Raw genomic sequence first — 17,181 nt, 5'->3', positions numbered from 1 at the left:
GCCCAGGCCATAATCGTGTGCTGCCGAGAGGATAGTCCCCCGATGCCGCAACGGGAAATGCCACTGCCCACGGTTCTCGAACCGCGCGGCAGGACCTTCGGCGAGGAGGAGCGCGCCGCGGTGCTGCGGGTCCTCGACTCGGCGGTCCTGTGCGGGGCGTTCGGCCGGGAGGCCCGCGAGCTGGAGGCGGAGATGGCGGCGCTGTACGGGCGCGCCGAGGCCGTGTCGTCCAGTTCCGGCACGGCCGCCCTGCATCTCGCGCTCGCGGCCGCCGGGGTGGGCCCCGGGGACGAGGTCGTCACCACCCCCATCTCGGACTTCGGGACGGTCGCGCCGATCCTCGCCCAGGGCGCCCGGGTGGTGTTCGCGGACGTACGGGCCGACGACGGCACCCTCGACCCGGACGCGGTGGAGGCGGCGATCACCCCCCGCACCCGGGCGGTCGTCGCGGTCCATCTCTTCGGCGGCGCGGCGGACGTGGCCCGGCTGCGGGAGGTCTGCGACCGGCACGGGCTCCTCCTGGTCGAGGACTGCGCGCAGGCGTGGCTGGGCGAGGACGAGGACGGCCGGCTGCTCGGCACCGTCGGCGACATCGCCTGCTTCAGCCTCCAGCAGTACAAGCACATCACGGCGGGCGACGGCGGTCTGAGCATCACGGACGATCCGGAACTGGCGCGCGGGATGCGGCTGTTCATGGACAAGGGCTGGGACCGCGCGGAGGGCCGCATCCACCGCACGATGGGACTGAACTACCGGATGACGGAGCTCGTCGCGGCGGTCGCGCGGGCCCAGCTCGCCAGGGTCTCCGAGGTCGTGCGGGTGCGGCGGGAGCGGGCCGCCCGGTTCGCGGCGGCCGTGGAGCGGCTCGGCCCGTCCGCCGGGGTCCGTCTCCCGTCGCGGCGGGCCGGGCACGCCTGGTGGGTGATGCCGCTGCTGGTGGACGACAACTCCCGCTGGGCGAAGGGTCTTCAGGCCGTGGGCGTACCCGCGCTGCCGGGCTATCTGGAGCGGCCGCTGTACGCCAATCCGGCACTCTCGGGGCATCCGCCGGGCCCGTGTCCCCGGGCGGAGACGCTGATCGGCCGTACGCTGCTGGTGCTCCAGTGGAACGAGGGGTACACCGAGGACGACGTCGACCGGATCGCCCGGGCACTGGGCGGGGTGGGAGCGCGATGAGCACGAGCACGGCCGTGGACCGCGACCGGACGCCCGCGTACGACTGGCTGACACCGTCTCCGCGGGAGCAGATCGGCTGGGACGTGGACGTGCTGTACGGGCCGTGGCCCCGGCACCACCGGGACGTCACGCTCGCGGAGGTGCGCCGGCGCCTCGACCGCTCCCCCGTGTGCGGCGCCCTGGCCCTGTCCACGCGCGGGCCGCTGTTCGACGACCGGGCGGGCAACGAGGAGACGCTGCGCGACCTGGCGGACTGCCCGGAGCTGCTGCCGGTGGGAACCGTCGACGTCCGGGACGCGATGACCGCCGAGGACCGGCTGGACGAGCTGGCGGCGGCGGGGGTGCGCTTCCTGCGGCTGTTCACCGTCGAGCAGGCCGCCGACCCGGGCTTCCCCGGCTACCGGCGGGTGGTCGGCCTGGCCCTGGAGCGCGGGATGGTGCTGCTCCACGACGGCGACCCGCGGCGCTACGGCCCTGCGCTGATGGACCGGGGCGCCGATGTGGTCTTCCTGGACCTGCACGCCTATCTGCTGGCGGACTTCCTGCTGATGGCGCGTGAGGAGCCGGGGTTCCGGGTCACCACACGGATGCTGTCGGGGCCCGACTCCGTCGAGCGGGTGGTGCACTCGGTGGGGGCCCGCCATCTCGTCTTCGGCTCGCGCACCCCGTTCATGGACATCTCGCCGGCGACCCTGCGGTTGCGGTACGCGGACATCTCCGACGACGAGCGCGACGCCGTCGCCACGGGGAACATCGAGGAGCTGCTGAGCTGATGCCGATCATCGACGTGCACGCCCATGTGGGGCGCTGGCAGTTCCACCTCACCTGCGGCGACGCCGACGACAACCTGCGTCTGATGGACCGTTACGGCATCGACCTCCAGCTGGTCTCGGCGTCGGAGGCGGTGGTCTACGACGCGGTCGCCGGGAACGCGGCGCTGGCCAAGGAGCTGGCGTCCCGGCCGCGTCTGCACGGGTACGCCGTGGTGAACCCGAACCGGATCGAGGAGAGCGCCGCGGATCTGCGCCGCTGCCTGGACTCCGGGCGGTTCGTCGGGGCGAAGATCCACACGCACTATCCGGGGCGGCTGCCCGGCTCGCGGGAGATGGCCGAGGCGTTCGACGTGGTCGCCGAGGCGGGCGTACCGCTGCTGCTGCACACCTGGGGGCGCGAGGTCCTGCAGCTGCCCGAGATGGTGGCCTCCCGCCCGGGACTCCGGGTGATCATGGGCCACGCGGGCGGCGACGCCTGGCGCGAGGCGGCGCACGCAGCCGCCTCGTGCGAGGGGCTGTACCTGGAGCACTGCCGAACCGCCGCCGACGCGGGCCGGGTCGCCTACGCGCGGGAGGCCGGGGTTCCGGTGGAGCGGATGCTGTTCGGCACGGACGCGACGCTGATCGACCCCTGCTGGTCGCTGGGCGTGCTGCGGGACGCCGGGTTCACCCCCGCGGAACTGGACCGGGTGCTGTGGCGGAACGCGGCGGACCTGTTCGGACTCCAGGTCGCCTCCTGAGGTGCCGGGGCCGCCCGCCTCAGCGGGGCGTGTCAGGCTCCTTCGCGAGCCGCTCCAGGCACTCGACCACCGCCCGCCGCTCGGCGTCCGGCAGGTCCGGGCCGTACGGGTCGTGGGCCGCCTCCTCGGGCAGGACGCCCTCCCAGACCGCCGCCCACAGCATCCGCTGGACATAGCCCTCGATGGGATCGAGGAACGTGGCCCCGGCGAATGCGTCGAGCCGCGCCGAGGCCCGGACGAACGCCCCGTGGTCACCGGCGCGCCAGGCGTCCAGCACCGCGGTGGTCAGCGGTACGCGGGCCGCCGCGATGCCGACGAGCGCCGCGTCGGCGCCCCACATCAGCGAGGGGCCGAACATCCGGTCCTCACCGGTGACGACGAGCTTCCCGGTGGGCCGCGCCGCCCGGATCGCGTCCTGGCAGGCCATCGCCCGGTCCAGGGTGGCGAGTTTGAGCCCGGCCGCGGACGGCAGACCGAGCAGTCTGGCGACCAGCCGGGGCGGATAGGGGTACCCGCCCGCCTCGCCGTGCAGAAGGAAGCCGAGCACGGGAAGCCCGCTCGCGGCGGCCGCCGCCTCGTGCAGGGCGACGGCCGCGTCGTCGTCACCGGCCAGCAGGGCCGACGGATAGACCATGACGGCGTCCGCTCCGCCCTCGGCCGCCCGTACCGCCATCGCGACCGTGGCGTCCACCACGTCCCGCGGCCGCTCGGCCCGTACGGACCGCGGCACGCCGACGCCCGCCACCACCGGCCCGTCCACCGCGGACCGCCACACCGCGAGCACCCGGCCGCGGTCCTCCTCGGAGAGGTACAGCCCGCGGCCCGTGTGCGCCCAGACGGCGACGCCGCCGACCGGCAGGCCGGCGACGTACCCGGCGTAGCCGCGCAGCGCCGCGAAGTCGACGACTCCGCGCTCGTCCATGGGCGTTGCCACCGCGGGCAGCACGGTGCCGCGGAGCCGGCGCACCAGCAGATCCGTCGCCGACATGGGCGTCCTCTCCCGTCTGTCGCGGTCGTCGCGGCTACGCTAGCCTTTACGGTCCGGACCGTAAAGGAAGGGATTCCGCCCCGATGCGCCTCGGCCTCTACGTCAACCTCTACGCGGACAAGGCCGACCGGCCCCGGCTCGCCGACGCGGTGGAGCAGGTCCGGCTCGCCGAACAGGCCGGCTTCTCCTGGGTGGTGCTGGGCGAGCGCCATCTGCACCGGCCGGGTTACCACGAGGCGATCACCTCCCTGGCCTATCTCGCCGCGCACACCGAGCGGATCGGGCTGGCGACGGCGGGGCTCATCGCACCGGTCCACCAGCCGGTGTGGCTCGCCGAGGCGCTCGCGCACATCGACGTCCTGTCGGGAGGCCGGCTCACCGCCGGGTTCGTCCTGGGCTACCGGCCCGAGGAGTTCACGCTGTTCGGCACCAGGCCCGAGGAGCGCGTACCGCGGTTCGAGGAGTGCCTGGAGCTGCTCACCCGGCTGTGGACCGAGGACGAGGTGACGTTCGAGGGCCGCTGGACCCGGGTCGACGGGGCGTACCTGTCGCCGCGGCCCGTGCAGGACCCGCGGCCCAGGATCTGGAACGGCGGCCGGGTGCCCGCCGCGCTGGAGCGCACCGCCCGGATGTGCGACGGCTGGACCACGTCCTTCAACGAGACGGACGAGGAACTGCCGGAGAAGATCCGCGCCTACCGGTCGTTCCCGCAGGGACCGGGCTCGCTGGGTGCCGAGGTCATCGTCTGCCGCGAGGGGTACGCGGCCGCCACCACCCAGCGGGCGCGGGAGGCGCTGGAGCGGCCGCTGCGGGGGCTGTACGACGCGTACGGCGACTGGAAGCGCACCTCGGCGGACGCGGCGCGCTACGCGCAGCAGTGGGACGACATCGCGGCCCGTTCGGTGATCGGGTCACCGGACGAGTGCCGGGAACGGATCGGCCGGTACGCGGAGATGGGCGCGGACGGGCTGGTGCTGCGGGTGCAGCCGCCGGGGATGCCGCAGGCGGACGCGCTGCGGGCCATCGAGGCGTTCGGAGAGCTCGGCGGCTGACCGGCGGGGCGGGGCCCACCGCCGGCACGGCGAGGCCGGGAGAGGCCGGGCAGGGGCAAGCCCGGTCGGGCGGGACCGAGCAGGATCGAGCGCAGCATCGAGCGAGGCCGAGCGTCACGACTTGAGCCCGGAGGTGGCGATCGAGTCGGTGAGGTAGCGCTGGAGCAGTCCGAAGACGAGCAGACAGGGGATGACGGTGATGGTCGCTCCGGCCATCACCTGGTTGATCGCCACGTTCTCGCCCTCCAGGGTGGCGAGTCCGACGGTGAGGGTGCGCATCTCCTCCGACTGGCCGATGACCAGCGGCCAGAGGAAGTCGTTCCAGTGCCACAGGAAGACGAACACGCCCAGCGTGGCGAGCACCGGCCGGATCAGCGGCACCACGACCGTCGTGTAGATCCGCCATTCGGAGGCACCGTCGATCTTCGCCGCCTCGAACAGCTCGTCGGGCAGCTGCACGATGAACTGGCGCATCAGGAACACGGCCTGCGAGTTCGCGAGCGTCGGCACGATCAGGCCCCAGTACGTGTCCACGCCGCCCAGTTCCGAGACGAGGATGTAGTACGGGATGAGGGTGGCCTGGAACGGCACCATCAGCGTCGCCAGGAACGACCAGAAGAGGATCTCCCGGCCGGGGAAGCGCTTCTTGGCGAACGCGTAGCCGGCCATGGACGCGAACAGCAGGATGAGCAGCACCGACACCAGCGAGTAGACGAGCGAGTTGACGGCCCAGCGGGTGATGTCGGCGCTCTGCAGGACGTCGGCGAAGTTCTCCAGGGTGGCGCGGCTGACGTCGAGGGCGCCCGGCAGGGTCTGGCCGCCGGCGGGTGCGAACGCCACCAGCACCATGACGGCGAACGGTGTGACGGTCACGACGGCGACCAGCACCAGCAGCACGGGCAGGCCCAGCCGGGCCGCCGCCCGCCGCGGGGGCCGCGCGGCCCCGGCCGGGTGCGGGGAGACGGGCGCGGGCCCGGGGGCCGCGGCCCGCTCGGCGGATGTGGACGAGGTCGCCATCAGTCCGCGTCCCTTCCGATGAGTCTCCGCTGGACGAGCGAGAACACGAGGACGATCAGGAACAGGACCAGGCCGACGGCACTGGCGTAGCCGAAGTCGAAGAACTTGAAGCCGGAGTCGTAGAGGAAGTACACCAGCGAGTAGCTGGCGCGGACCGGGCCGCCGGCCGTCATGACGTACATCGCGTCGAAGACCTGGAAGCCGAGGATCGCCTCGATCACGAGGACGAAGAACAGCACCGGCCGCAGCAGCGGCAGCGTCACCCAGCGGAAGCGCTGCCAGCCGCTCGCGCCGTCGATGGTGGCGGCCTCGGTGACCTCGCGCGGGATGGACTGCAGTCCGGCCAGCAGGATGAGCATGGAGTAGCCGAAGCCCTTCCACGCGGAGGCGGCGGCGATGGACGGCAGGACGAGGGAGTCGCTGCCGAGGAAGTCGACCGGACCCGCGCCGAGGAGGCCGAGGGAGGCGTTGAGCAGCCCGTCCTGGACCTCGTAGATCCACTTCCAGATGACAGCGGCCAGCACGATGCTGGTGACGTACGGGAGGAAGAACAGGCCGCGGAAGAAGCCGCGCATCCAGAGCGTGCGGTGGAGCAGGACGGCGGTGCCGAGGGCGAGGGCGACGGTCATCGGCACGTACAGGGCCGTGTAGACGACGGTGACGCCGAGACTCTCCCAGAACAGGTCGTCGCCGAGGAGCCGGGTGTAGTTGCCCGCGCCGATGAACGTCCATTCCCCGCTGAGCCGGTAGTCGGTGACGGAGAGGAACGCCGCCCCGAGTGTCGGCCCGAAGCGGAACACGATGAACAGCAGCAGCATCGGCGCGACGAACGCGAGGCCGGTGAGCGCCTCGCGCCGCCGCGCGATCCCGCTCCGTGCCCGGGCGGTTTTGGCGGCGGGCCCGGCGCCGCGGCCGGAGGGGCCGGAGGGGCGCGGGTCGCCTTGGGCGCCCGCGGGCGGGCCACCGCTCGCCCCCGGAGCCCCGTCGCCCTCGCGCCGCGGCCCGTCGCCCTCGTCCGGGGCGATCTCGTCGGTGGCGGCCTTCCTCAACGCTGACGCGCCAGCAGTTCGTCGGCCTCGGCGGCGGCCGCGTCCAGCGCCGCCTTGGGGCTCTTCTTCCCGGTCAGCGCGGCCTGGATCTCCGGGCTGAGCAGCGCCATCAGCTGGCGGGCCGCCGGATTCGGCTCACCCGGATAGGTGTGGTCCAGGGCCTGCTCGTACTGCTTCGCGTACGCGCTGTCGTTCGGCACGGTCACATCGGTCCGCGGGGAGAAGAAGCCGCCCGCCCTGCCCATGGACTCGATCTGAGCGGGCTGGACCATGTAGGCGATGAACTTCTCGGCGCCCGCGACGTTCCCGGACTTGGCATTGATGCCGAGCCCGCCGGGCATGCCGAAGCAGACCTGCTTGCCGGGGCCGGTGAGGGCGGGGCCGACGATCACGTTGTCCTTGCCCCAGGCCTTCTCGGCCAGCACGGCGTCGGCCGGGGTGTTGGTGAAGCCCATGGCGACCTGCTGCCTGCCGAGTGCCTGGTCGGTGAAGAGGTTGGCGTTGTTCATGGCGGACCTCGGCACGGCGCCGCTCTTGTAGAGGTCGACGAGGAAGGTGAGCGCCTCGACGCCCTCGGGGCTGTTGAACGCCGCCTTCTTGCCGCCGTCGGCGAAGACCCTGCCGCCCGCCTGCCAGAGCAGCGGGTAGAAGCTCATGTTGAGCGAGGCCTCGTTGCTCGCGGAGTAGTCGAGCGTGGACGCCCCGGCCTGCTTCAGCTTGGGGGCGGCGGCCCTGACGGCGTCCCAGGTCGCGGGCGGCTCGGTGATTCCCGCCTTCTCCAGCAGCTTCCTGTTGTAGAGGGTGCTGGTGACGGTGTGGTAGATCGGGGCGGCGTACACCTTGCCGTCCTGGCTCATGGCCTCCAGGGCGTTCGGGCGGAAGGCGCTCCGGGCCTCCTCGATGGCCCGGTCGACCGGGCGGAGCGCCCCGGTGGCCTGGTACTGCGGGATCTGGTCGGGCCCCAGCAGGACCACGTCCGGGCCCTTGCCGCTGCCGAAGGCGGTGGCGAGCTTCTGGTCCCGGTTCTCCCAGGGCAGCTGTTCGATGCTGAGGTCGACGCCCTTCTCCTTCGCCTCGAACCCCTTCTCGATCCCGTCCCAGTAGGCGGCGTTGGCCTTGGGATCCATGATCACCGGGTACATCCACACGGTGACCTTGCCGGACCCGGCGCCGCCGTCGCCGCCGCAGCCGGCGGCCGTGAGCGTGGTGAGGATGAGCAGTGCGAGAGGAACGGTGGCGCGCTTGAACCCTGTCTTCATGGGGGCCTCCGGAAGCCCTGGGGACCTGGGGAAACGAGCGAAGAGCCCGGCACTTTCGGCCTGGGCCGAAAGTAACCGCGCGGTTTGGGGGTGTCAATGCTCCCTCAGCACCCCCTCCGCGCGGGGGTGTTACGGCATCGGCCGAAAGGCGTAGTGCGGCTGCCCGGCGGCCGGGGCGGACGCGGGCCCGCCGGGTCCGCGCCCGTGCCGCGCCGGACGGGCGCGGGACGAGCGGCGGTCCGGGCAGGGCGGGGCGCGGCCCCGGGGGCGTGGCCGGGTGTCAGCACTGGGGACATGGCCGGTGCCGGTGCCGGTGACGTGGCCGGGTGCCGGTGCCGGGGGCGTGGCCGCGCGGGGCCCCTGATCCGGTCCGCGCGCCGGGGGGGGCCGGCCGAACCCTGCCCGGGGTCCGCGGCACCCGCGCGCACCGGTACGGGCGGCCCCAACGTCCCCGGCATCCACGCGCACCCGGTACGGGCGGCCCCGGCGCTCGACCGCGCCCGGTCAGGGCCTCCTCGAAGCCCACGGCCGCGGTACGGGCTCTCAGGACGCGCGCTTGCGGGCAGCGGTCTTCTTCGCGGCCGCCTTCCCGGACGCGGGCTTCGAGGCGGCCCGCTTCGAGGACGTGGCCGACGTGGCCGACGCCTTCTTGGCTGTGGTTCTCTTGGCGGTCGCCTTCTTGGCCGTCGCCTTCTTGGCCGTCGCCCGGTCGGCGGTCGCCTTCCCCGCGGTCGTCTTCCGGGCGGCCCTCTTCCCGGGCGCCGGCTCCGCGGCCGTCCCTGCCGCCTCCTTCGAGGCGGTCTTCCGCGTCGCCGCCTTCCCGCGGGGCTTCAGCTCCGTCACCGGCGCCGAGACCTCCGCCGCCTCGTCGCCGCGGGCCTCCTTCGCCGCCCGCACGCTGCTCTCCAGAGCGGCCATCAGGTCGATGACCTTGCCGCCGCCCGCCGGCGCGGGCTGGGGCTCCAGCTCGACGCCCTCCGCCTTCGCGGCGATCAGCTCCTCCACCGCCTGCCGGTAGTCGTCGTGCAGCGATTCGACGTCGACGTCGCCGAGCGTGTCCATCAGCGCGTCGGCCAGATCGAGTTCCGCGTCGCGAATCGTGACGTCCGCGTCCGGCGCGACCCCCTCCGGCCGGCGGACCTCGTCCGGCCAGAGCAGTCCGTGCATCGCGATGACGTCGTCGACGACGCGGAGCATGCCGAGCCGTTCACGCCCCCGCAGGGCGAACTTGGCGAGTCCGACCTTCTTGCTCCGTTTGAGTGCCTCCCGCAGCAGTGTGTACGGCTTGGCCGCGGGCACGCCGTTCGCCGCGAGGTAGTACGCGCCGTCGATCTGGAGCGGGTCGATCTCCGAGGCCGGGACGAAGGCGACGATGTCGATGGTCTTCGTGGTCGGCAGCGGCAGCGAGGCGAGGTCCTCGTCGGTGATCGGGATCATCGTCCCGTCCGCGTCCTCGTACGCCTTCCCGATCTCCGCCTGAGGCACCTCCTGGTCGTCCAGCTCGCAGACCTTGCGGTACCGGATGCGCCCGCCGTCCTCGGTGTGGATCTGGCGGAAGGAGACCGAGCGGCTCTCCGTGGCGTTCACGAGCTTGATCGGAATGCTGACCAGCCCGAAGGAGATCGCGCCGTTCCAGATGGATCGCACCTTTTCATCCCTTTCATCCAATATGGAGGGATTCATGGGATTCTCATCGTATGACGCCCATCACCGAGGTGGAGGGGCGGCGTCTGGCCCTCAGCAATCTGGAGAAGGTCCTCCATCCGGCCACCGGGACCACCAAGGGCGAGGTGCTGCACTACTACGCCACCATCGCGGACGCGATCCTCACGCATCTGCGGGACCGGCCGCTGTCCTTCCTGCGCTACCCCGACGGCCCCGAGGGGCAGCTGTTCTTCACCAAGAACCCGCCCCCCGGCACACCCGACTGGGTGGAGGTCGCCGACGTGCCGCGCTCCTCCCGGGAGACCGGTGAGCAGGTCGTCGTCCAGGACCTGCCCTCGCTGATGTGGGCGGCGAACCTGGTCGTGGAGTTCCACACCCCGCAGTGGCGGACGGACCGGCCCGCCCTGGCCGACCGGATGGTCCTCGACCTCGACCCCGGTGCCCCCGCCACCGTCGTGGAGTGCTGCCGGGTGGCGCTGTGGCTGCGGGAACGGCTGGCCGCCGACGGCCTGGACGCGTACGCGAAGACCTCCGGGTCGAAGGGGCTGCACCTGCTGGTGCCGCTGGACCCGGCACCCTCGGCGGAGGTCTCGGCGTACGCCAAGAGCCTGGCCGTGGAGGCCGAGGCGGAGCTCGGGGGGCTGGTGGTGCACCGGATGGCCCGCGCCCTGCGCCCGGGGAAGGTCTTCGTCGACCACAGCCAGAACGCCGCGGCCAAGACCACAGCCACGCCGTACACCCTGCGCGCCCGCACCGAGCCGACCGTGTCCGCACCCGTCACCTGGGACGAGGTCGAGGGGTGCGGGTCACCCGAGGACCTGGTCCTCCGTCTGGGCGACATCCCGGGCAGGCTCGACCGGCACGGGGATCTGCTCGCGCCCCTGGCCGACCCGGCGGCGGCGGGTGTGCTGCCGTGAGCCCGCGCATCACGGGTGTGCTGCCGTGAACCCGCGCGCCACGGGCGGGCTGCCGTGAACCCGCGTGCCACGGGCCCGCCGAGGCCCCCGGTGAAGCCGGCGCTCGCCGAGCCGGTGGCCACACTGCCGCGCGGCGAGGGGCTGGCGTACGAGCCGAAGTTCGACGGCCACCGGATACTGCTGTTCACGATCGACGGCAGCGCCGTGCTCCAGGCCCGCTCGGGACGCATCGTCACCGCCGCCTTCCCCGACCTCGCGGAGGCCGCGCTCGCCCTGCCGGACGGCACGGTCGTGGACGGCGAGGTGGTCGTCTGGACCGGGGGCCGGATCGACTTCGCCGCCGTACAGCGCAGGGCGGCCGCCACCCCGGCACGGGCCGGGCTCCTCGCCCGCCGGATGCCCGCCTCCTACGCCGCCTTCGACCTGCTCTGGGAGCGGGGCGAGGACCTGCGCCCCGCTCCCTACGAGCGGCGGCGGCAGCGGCTGACCGCACTGCTCGAACCCCTCGGGCCGCCGCTCCAGCCGGTGCCGATGACCACGGACCCCGAACTCGCCGCGACCTGGTTCGAGACGCTCGTCGAGGCGGGGATCGAGGGGCTGGTGGTGAAGCACCTGGCCCGGCCGTACCGGCCCGGGGCGCGCGACTGGCGCAAGCTCCGCCACACGGATGTGCACGACGCCGTGGTGACCGGCTTCACCGGGCCGCCGGCCCGCCCGGCCGCACTGGTCCTGGTGCTTCCCGACGACGACACCCCGGTGGTGTCCAGCCCGCTGCCGCCGGCCCTGCGTTCACACGCGGGGCGACTGCTCGCGGGCCGTACGGCGGAGAATCCGCGGGGGGCGCCCCGGACGGCGACGGCGATCGGGATCGGCGAGGTGCCCTACCGCGCGGTGGAGCCCGGGCTGCTGGCCGAGGTCGAGCGCGGTACCACCCGGCACGCCGTCGTCACGGTCCACCGGCTCCGGGACGACCTCATTAATCAAGTTTGACTACATGAGGGGCAGGGAAGTACCCTCCTCCACTGGTCAAGTTTGACGAGTCCTCTCGAAGGAGCCTGCGTGCCCCAGCTTCCCGACACCGGATACCTCCCGACCGCCGACGAACTCGCCTCGATCGAGGCGTGGTTCGCCGAGTACGACGCAGCCGCCGCACACCGCGACATCGAGCGGATGGCGGATCTGGCCGTCTTCCCGCTCAACCTGGTCAGCGACGACTCCGCGGGCAGTGGCGCCTCCGCCCAGTGGGACCGCGAGCAGTACGTCCGGACCATGACCGAGGTCATGGGGGACGGGGGCGGGGACGTCGCCTTCGAGTCGGTGCGCACCCCGGTCTTCCTCGGACCCGCGATGGCGGTCGTCTTCACCGACTCCACCATGACGGCGGGCGGCACCACCCAGCAGCTGCGGTACGCCGACGTCCTGATCAAACGGGACGGGCGATGGGCGTTCCAGACCATGCTGCAGAGCGGCTGGGGCGACAGCCTGCGCTGAGCCCGCCGTGGCCCCACATCCCTGCGGCCCCGCCCGCAGCCGTCCGACGCGGCTGCGGGCGGGGCCGTACGCATGCGGTCGCGGGCGGGGCCGTACGCATGCGGTCGCGGCGGAGGCTGGCCGGCCGTGACCCGGAAGGGTGGCGTACCACGCGGCACGCCCGGGAACGGCCGTTCATCCGGCTCACTTGCGCGGGGTGGGTTACCGCAGTCCTGGTGCACACTCTCCCCAGGCATCCGGCTCACGGAAGGGAACGGCGTGTTCACGGGGATGGACGAGGTCGACTGGGCCTCGATGGGACATGCGTACGGTCCGGCTGACGACGTACCGGGGCTGCTGAGGGGGCTCGCCTCCCCGGATCCGGCCGAGCGGGAGACCGCGCTCGACGGGATGTACACCGCGGTCCACCACCAGGGCGACGTGTACGACTCCACACTGGCCTGCATTCCCTTCCTCCTGGAACTCGCCGCCAGCCCCGAGGTCCAGGACCGGGGCGCCATCGTGGAGTTGCTGACCAGCATCGGCGGCATCGACCTCGACGACGACGAGCTCGACCCGGAGGACGAGGAGTTCGAGGACGCCGCGAACTACGCGATGGCCGCCGCCGCGGTGGCCGCGGGGGCCGACGTCTTCGTGGGGCTGCTGGAGGACCCGGACGCCGGTGTCCGGCTCGCCGCGCCGTGCGCCCTGGCGATGCTGCACGGCGACCCGGCCCGGGTGCTGGCCCTGCTCCGCGAACGGCTGGAGGGGGAACAGGACACGGAGGTACGGCTCGCACTCGTCGAGGCGGTGGGCCGGATCGCGCTGCGCCACGAGGCGCTGCGAGCCGAGTCGGTCACCTGGCTGACCACACTGCTCGCCGCGGACCGGCCGCCCGGGCTGCGGCTGTCCGCCCTGACCCAGCTGGCGCGCTGCGCCCCCGGCCTGCTGCCCGACGACGTGGCGTCCACGGCGACCGCTCTGCTGCGGGCCGCGGACGGGACCGGCGCCGGCCCCGCGACCGGGTCGGCGACGAGGCCCCCAGGGTCCGGGACGAGGGCCGCCGGGTCCGAAACGAGGGCCGCCGAGTCCGGGACGAGGGCCGGGACTGGGGCCGAGGCCGCACAGGGCCACGGCGGCGGACCGGGCGCGCCGTGGGCGGACGACCTGCTCCGGACGCTCCACTCCGCGCTGGGCGACCGCGTCGACGACCGGATCGCGCTGCTCACCGGCCAGCTGAGCAGCGCCGATCCGGCGCAGCGCACGGACGCCGTATGGATGTGCCACGGGCTGATCCGGGCCTGGCGCGGGCCGTACGACGAGGTGGTACGGCTCGTCGGGGCACAGCTCGACGACCCCGACCCGCTGCTGCACGGCGCTGCGGTCAGCCTCCTGGAGAGCCTCTTCGGGCTGGCGCTGCCCGCGGCCGACGCGCTCGCCGAGCGGGTGGGGACCGCCGGCGCGGACCGGCCGTCCGACCGCCGCGCGCTCATCGCGCTCGCCCGGCTCGGCGACCCGCGCGCCGTCCCGGCGCTCGCCCGGGTGCTGGAGCTGCCGGATCTGCCGCGCGACGTGGCGTTCGCCGTGCCGTACCTCGGCGAGCGGGCCGCGCCCCTGGTGCCGGTGCTCCGGCGGCGGCTCGCCGAGGTGGCCCTGGACGAGCGGCTCCACGACCGGGCGGTGCCACTGCTGACGGGGCTCGCCGGGGTGCGTGCGGCCGATGCGCTGCCCGAGGTGCTGAGGGTCCTGCGCGGGACGCCGGCGCGGGGCGGCGAGTGGGTGACCGAGGCGGCGCTGCGCGCCCTCACGTCGTTCGGGGCCGCCGCCCTGCCGGCGGCGCCGGAACTGCGCGCGCTGCTCGGCGGCGCGCCCGCGTATCCGTCCTCGTCGGTCGTCGCGGCCGCCGCGCGGGCGCTGTGGGCGGCGACGGGTGACGCCGCCGCGGTGCTGCCGGTGCTCCGCGAGCTGCTCGCCGCGGACGGTCCCGACGAGCGACGCGCGGCAGCGGCCGCGCTGGGCTCGGTGGGCCGAGCGGCGGCCGACACGGCCCCCGCTCTCCGCGAGCTGCTCGCCTCGCCGGAGCGCTGGCTCCGGATGGACGCGGCGGTGGCGCTGTGGCGGGTCACGGGTGCGGCCGGGGAGTCCCTGCCGGTGCTGCGGACCGCGTGGGAGGAGAACCGCTACGGACGGGTCGAGATCGCCGAGTGCCTCGCCGAGATGGGCCCCTCGGCGGAACCGGTGATGCCGCTGCTGCGTGCGGAGCTCTCGCGGCCGCGGCGGCACAACGTGCTGGACGGAGGTTCCGGGAGCCACGACATCGAGCAGGACGAGCGCCTGCTCGCCCTCTGCCGTTCGGCGCTCCGCGGCCGTCCGTGACGCCACGGCGGGCGGGGTGCGTCGCGCTCGGGCACGGCGACGCGGGCACGGCGACGCGGGCACGGCGACGCAGGGGCGAGGGGGCACGGGGGCACGGGGGCGCGGGGGCGGCGTCCGGGCGGGACCCGGCTGCGCCTGCGCGGCGTCACGGCGGGTCCCAGCGGCCTCCCGGCGGCCTCCCGGCGGCTGTTCCCGGCCGGCCGTGCGCCGCCGTGCCGGGCCCGGCACGGCAGGTGGGGGCACAGTGCCGCGGACCCCGGGACCGCGCAGGCACCGTCGCCGAGCACCTCCGGCGCGCGCCTCGGCACCGAACGCCGCAGCCTGCCGCGGGACACCGTACGCACGCACCACCGCAAACCACCCGCAGGCCACCCTCAAGGAGCAAAAGGGACTTCCGTACCCTGGAGGACGGCCCGCACGCGAATCGCCCCTCCCAGCACCCCAGAACCCCCAGAACTCCCAGGACCCCTCGTGCCCCGTCACCGCACGCCCCGCTCCAGGCTCGCCGCCGTCGCCATCGCCGTCACCGCCGCCGCGCTGCTGCTCGCCGGCTGCGACGACGCGGGCGGACTGGAGAGCGCGGGGCCCACGCCGACCGCTGTCGGCCCGGTGCGGCTGTGGCCGGAGCTCCCGGAGATATCCGCGCCCCCGATCGACTACGGCGAGAACCACACGGAACGCGTCGACGGCATCGCGGTCCCCGGCGGCGACGTGCACGCCGTGGACCCGGTCGCCGTCGTGCGGGCGGATGTGGCCGCCCATCCCGGCCAGGTCACCGGGCCCGACGGGCTCTCCGAGCAGACGGCCCGGCAGATCCGGGAGTGCGGCACCGAACCGGGGCGGTGCCCCGTGCTGAAGCCGTACTACCGGGACCTCACCGGCGACGGGAGGGACGAGTTGATCGTCGGCATCACGGTGCCCGAGCAGCAGACGGCGATCCGGGTGTACATGCCGGAGAAGGGCGGGCTGACGCGCATCATGTCGGACACCGAGGCGATCGTCGGCGTGGAGCTCGCCGGCCGCGACCTGATCGTCCGCGCCGTGTCCGCGGGCATCCCCGGCTACGAGTACCGCACGGTCTGGTCCTGGGACGGGCAGCAGCGGGCGATGCTCCCCGCGCGCGACGAGATCGTCCACGTCGGGTCGCCCCGTCCCGCACCCGATCCGTCGGCGGACACGCCATGACACGCCCCACCCCGAGCCACCCCGCCCCGGTCCGCGCCCGGCGGCCGCGACGCGGCCCCCGGCTGCGCAGGCCGGCCTGGACCGCCACCCTCACCTGGAAGGCCGCGGTCTTCATCACCGTGATGTGCTGCGCCCTGGCGGCGCTGCTCGGTGCGCTGGTGCACGTCTCGGTCACCCGCCAGACGGTGGACCAGGCCCGCGAGAAGGCGCTGTCGAAGCTGGAGGACGTCACGGACGCGTACAAGGCGGGCGAGCCGACGGACGGTTCCGGTGCGGTGGACCCACCGGGGCTGCCGCCCGGGCTGCGCGAGCTGGCACTCGGCGGAGAGCGCGGCACGATGGTCGCGAAGGTCGGCGGCCGGCCGACGATGTGGGCCGCGGGCCCGGCGGACGGCCGTGCGCTGGCGGTGCGGATCGACTACACGCTGAGCGCGCAGACCATCATGGGCCTGGACCGGGCCATCGTGGGCTCCTCCGCGCTGGCGATCGGCGCGACGCTGCTGGCGGGGGCCTTCTCGGTGACCCGGGTGACGCGCCGGCTCCATCTGACCGCCCAGGTGGCGCGGCGGATCAGCGCGGGCGACCTGGACGCGCGCGTCAACGACCCGCGTACCAAGGACCCCACGCGCGGCGAGGACGAGGTGGCCACGGTCTCCGGCGCGTTGGACACCATGGCCGCCACCCTGCAGGGGAAGCTGCTGAGCGAGCAGCGGTTCACCGCCGATGTGGCGCACGAGCTGCGCACCCCGCTGACCGGCCTGTCCGCGGCGGCCGAGCTGCTGCCGCCGGGGCGCCCGGCGGAGCTGGTGCGGGACCGGGTCCGCAGGATGCGGGCGCTGACGGAGGACCTGCTGGAGATATCGCGGCTGGACGCCGGCCGGGAGACGGTCGACCTCGACGTGCACGAGCTGGCGCCGCTGGCCGAGCGGGTGGTGCGGATGGCGAGCACCGCCGGTTCGGAGACGGATCTGGTGGTGCTCCGCGACACGAGCGTGGAGACGGACAGGCGGCGGCTGGAGCGGGTGCTCGGCAATCTGATCACCAACGCGCACAAGCACGGTGCGCAGCCCGTGGTGGTCTCCGTGGACGGGCCGGTGGTGTCGGTCCGGGACCACGGGGCGGGGTATCCGGAGTATCTGCTGGAGCACGGCCCGCAGCGGTTCCGCACCGAGTCGGGCGGCAAGGGCCACGGCCTCGGGCTGACGATCGCGGTGGGGCAGGCGGCGGTGCTGGGGGCCGAGCTGGAGTTCGCCGACGCACCCGGCGGCGGGGCGCTCGCCCGGCTGACGCTGCCCGAGTACGTCCCTCTCGCCGGCGACCGCCCGGACGCCGGCGCTCCGGCCGCAATCGCCACGGACGGCGCCGCCCCTTCGATGGCCACCACGCACCGTGGCGCCACGGACGGCGCCTCGGCCGGACCCGCCACGGACGGCGCCTCGGCCGGACCCGCCACGGACGGCGCCCCGGCCGCACCCGGCACTCACCGCGGTGCCTCGGCCGCACCCGGCACCGAC

General features: G+C 74.0%; 14 protein-coding genes and 1 pseudogene. 10 read left to right on the top strand and 5 right to left on the bottom strand.

All coding sequences use genetic code 11. The annotated features are described in order from the left end of the window. Positions 1 to 42 precede the first annotated feature (42 nt). The 3 genes from DDW44_RS20870 to DDW44_RS20860 are packed head-to-tail and all read left to right on the top strand — an operon-like array spanning position 43 to position 2,689. Positions 43 to 1,176, top strand: a complete 1,134-nt coding sequence (locus DDW44_RS20870; RefSeq protein ID WP_244224074.1) for a DegT/DnrJ/EryC1/StrS family aminotransferase — start codon at positions 43 to 45, stop codon at positions 1,174 to 1,176. Beyond that, positions 1,173 to 1,949 carry an amidohydrolase family protein gene (locus DDW44_RS20865; RefSeq protein ID WP_108907350.1) on the top strand — a complete coding sequence of 259 codons (777 nt, stop codon included), beginning with the start codon at positions 1,173 to 1,175 and terminating at the stop codon, positions 1,947 to 1,949. The genes DDW44_RS20870 and DDW44_RS20865 overlap by 4 nt, the downstream gene beginning before the upstream one ends. Continuing rightward, positions 1,949 to 2,689, top strand: coding sequence for an amidohydrolase family protein (locus DDW44_RS20860; protein ID WP_108907349.1), 741 nt, complete (start codon positions 1,949 to 1,951; stop codon positions 2,687 to 2,689). Before DDW44_RS20865 ends, DDW44_RS20860 begins: the two co-directional genes overlap by 1 nt. Positions 2,690 to 2,708: 19 nt before the next feature. Here the strand turns inward: DDW44_RS20860 and DDW44_RS20855 are convergent, their stop codons facing one another. Further along, entirely contained in the window at positions 2,709 to 3,677 is a 969-nt protein-coding gene (locus tag DDW44_RS20855; protein WP_108907348.1) for a dihydrodipicolinate synthase family protein, read from the bottom strand. 83 nt (positions 3,678 to 3,760) lie between these two features. Between DDW44_RS20855 and DDW44_RS20850 the strand changes: the two genes are divergently transcribed. Further along, positions 3,761 to 4,729: an LLM class flavin-dependent oxidoreductase gene (locus DDW44_RS20850; RefSeq protein ID WP_108907347.1), complete on the top strand. Its 969-nt coding sequence runs from the start codon at positions 3,761 to 3,763 to the stop codon at positions 4,727 to 4,729. A gap of 114 nt (positions 4,730 to 4,843) precedes the next feature. Here the strand turns inward: DDW44_RS20850 and DDW44_RS20845 are convergent, their stop codons facing one another. The 4 genes from DDW44_RS20845 to ku all read right to left on the bottom strand — a co-directional run bounded on the left by DDW44_RS20845 (position 4,844) and on the right by ku (position 9,701). Next, positions 4,844 to 5,746, bottom strand: coding sequence for a carbohydrate ABC transporter permease (locus DDW44_RS20845; protein ID WP_108907346.1), 903 nt, complete (start codon positions 5,744 to 5,746; stop codon positions 4,844 to 4,846). Continuing rightward, positions 5,746 to 6,795 (bottom strand): carbohydrate ABC transporter permease, encoded by a 1,050-nt coding sequence (locus DDW44_RS20840; protein WP_108907345.1) that lies wholly within the window; start codon positions 6,793 to 6,795, stop codon positions 5,746 to 5,748. The genes DDW44_RS20845 and DDW44_RS20840 overlap by 1 nt, the downstream gene beginning before the upstream one ends. Beyond that, a complete protein-coding gene (locus DDW44_RS20835; protein WP_018892100.1) occupies positions 6,792 to 8,054 on the bottom strand; it encodes an ABC transporter substrate-binding protein in 1,263 nt (420 codons plus the stop codon). The genes DDW44_RS20840 and DDW44_RS20835 overlap by 4 nt, the downstream gene beginning before the upstream one ends. A 543-nt stretch (positions 8,055 to 8,597) precedes the next feature. Continuing rightward, positions 8,598 to 9,701 (bottom strand): non-homologous end joining protein Ku, encoded by a 1,104-nt coding sequence (ku, locus tag DDW44_RS20830; protein ID WP_108907344.1) that lies wholly within the window; start codon positions 9,699 to 9,701, stop codon positions 8,598 to 8,600. 50 nt (positions 9,702 to 9,751) lie between these two features. Here ku and ligD point away from each other — a divergent pair, with 50 nt between their 5' ends. From ligD to DDW44_RS20800, 6 genes and pseudogenes are all read left to right on the top strand, one after another. Next, positions 9,752 to 10,636 (top strand): non-homologous end-joining DNA ligase, encoded by an 885-nt coding sequence (gene ligD / locus DDW44_RS20825; RefSeq protein ID WP_018892098.1) that lies wholly within the window; start codon positions 9,752 to 9,754, stop codon positions 10,634 to 10,636. A 90-nt stretch (positions 10,637 to 10,726) separates the two neighbouring features. After that, the gene (locus DDW44_RS20820; protein ID WP_108907343.1) at positions 10,727 to 11,626 is read left to right on the top strand and encodes an ATP-dependent DNA ligase; all 900 of its coding nucleotides are present in this window, start codon (positions 10,727 to 10,729) and stop codon (positions 11,624 to 11,626) included. A gap of 69 nt (positions 11,627 to 11,695) precedes the next feature. Continuing rightward, the gene (locus DDW44_RS20815) at positions 11,696 to 12,127 is read left to right on the top strand and encodes a nuclear transport factor 2 family protein (protein WP_108907342.1); all 432 of its coding nucleotides are present in this window, start codon (positions 11,696 to 11,698) and stop codon (positions 12,125 to 12,127) included. A 258-nt stretch (positions 12,128 to 12,385) separates the two neighbouring features. Continuing rightward, positions 12,386 to 14,482, top strand: a complete 2,097-nt coding sequence (locus DDW44_RS20810) for a HEAT repeat domain-containing protein (RefSeq protein ID WP_108907341.1) — start codon at positions 12,386 to 12,388, stop codon at positions 14,480 to 14,482. 471 nt (positions 14,483 to 14,953) lie between these two features. Further along, positions 14,954 to 15,667, top strand: coding sequence for a hypothetical protein (locus tag DDW44_RS20805; RefSeq protein WP_108907340.1), 714 nt, complete (start codon positions 14,954 to 14,956; stop codon positions 15,665 to 15,667). Next, positions 15,664 to 16,995, top strand: a pseudogene (locus DDW44_RS20800) (ATP-binding protein); the annotation flags it as partial. The gene DDW44_RS20805 and the pseudogene DDW44_RS20800, both read left to right, overlap by 4 nt. Between the last annotated feature and the right edge of the window lie 186 nt (positions 16,996 to 17,181).

This window comes from Streptomyces tirandamycinicus (assembly GCF_003097515.1).
Lineage (GTDB): Bacteria > Actinomycetota > Actinomycetes > Streptomycetales > Streptomycetaceae > Streptomyces > Streptomyces tirandamycinicus.
This window is presented reverse-complemented; position numbering and strand designations above follow the sequence as displayed.

Coding starts and splice junctions, on each gene's coding strand:
- DDW44_RS20870 (WP_244224074.1), top strand. CDS start 43: ATGCCGCAACGGGAAATGCCACTGCCCACGGTTCTCGAACCGCGCGGC.
- DDW44_RS20865 (WP_108907350.1), top strand. CDS start 1,173: ATGAGCACGAGCACGGCCGTGGACCGCGACCGGACGCCCGCGTACGAC.
- DDW44_RS20860 (WP_108907349.1), top strand. CDS start 1,949: ATGCCGATCATCGACGTGCACGCCCATGTGGGGCGCTGGCAGTTCCAC.
- DDW44_RS20855 (WP_108907348.1), bottom strand. CDS start 3,677: ATGTCGGCGACGGATCTGCTGGTGCGCCGGCTCCGCGGCACCGTGCTG.
- DDW44_RS20850 (WP_108907347.1), top strand. CDS start 3,761: ATGCGCCTCGGCCTCTACGTCAACCTCTACGCGGACAAGGCCGACCGG.
- DDW44_RS20845 (WP_108907346.1), bottom strand. CDS start 5,746: ATGGCGACCTCGTCCACATCCGCCGAGCGGGCCGCGGCCCCCGGGCCC.
- DDW44_RS20835 (WP_018892100.1), bottom strand. CDS start 8,054: ATGAAGACAGGGTTCAAGCGCGCCACCGTTCCTCTCGCACTGCTCATC.
- ligD (WP_018892098.1), top strand. CDS start 9,752: ATGACGCCCATCACCGAGGTGGAGGGGCGGCGTCTGGCCCTCAGCAAT.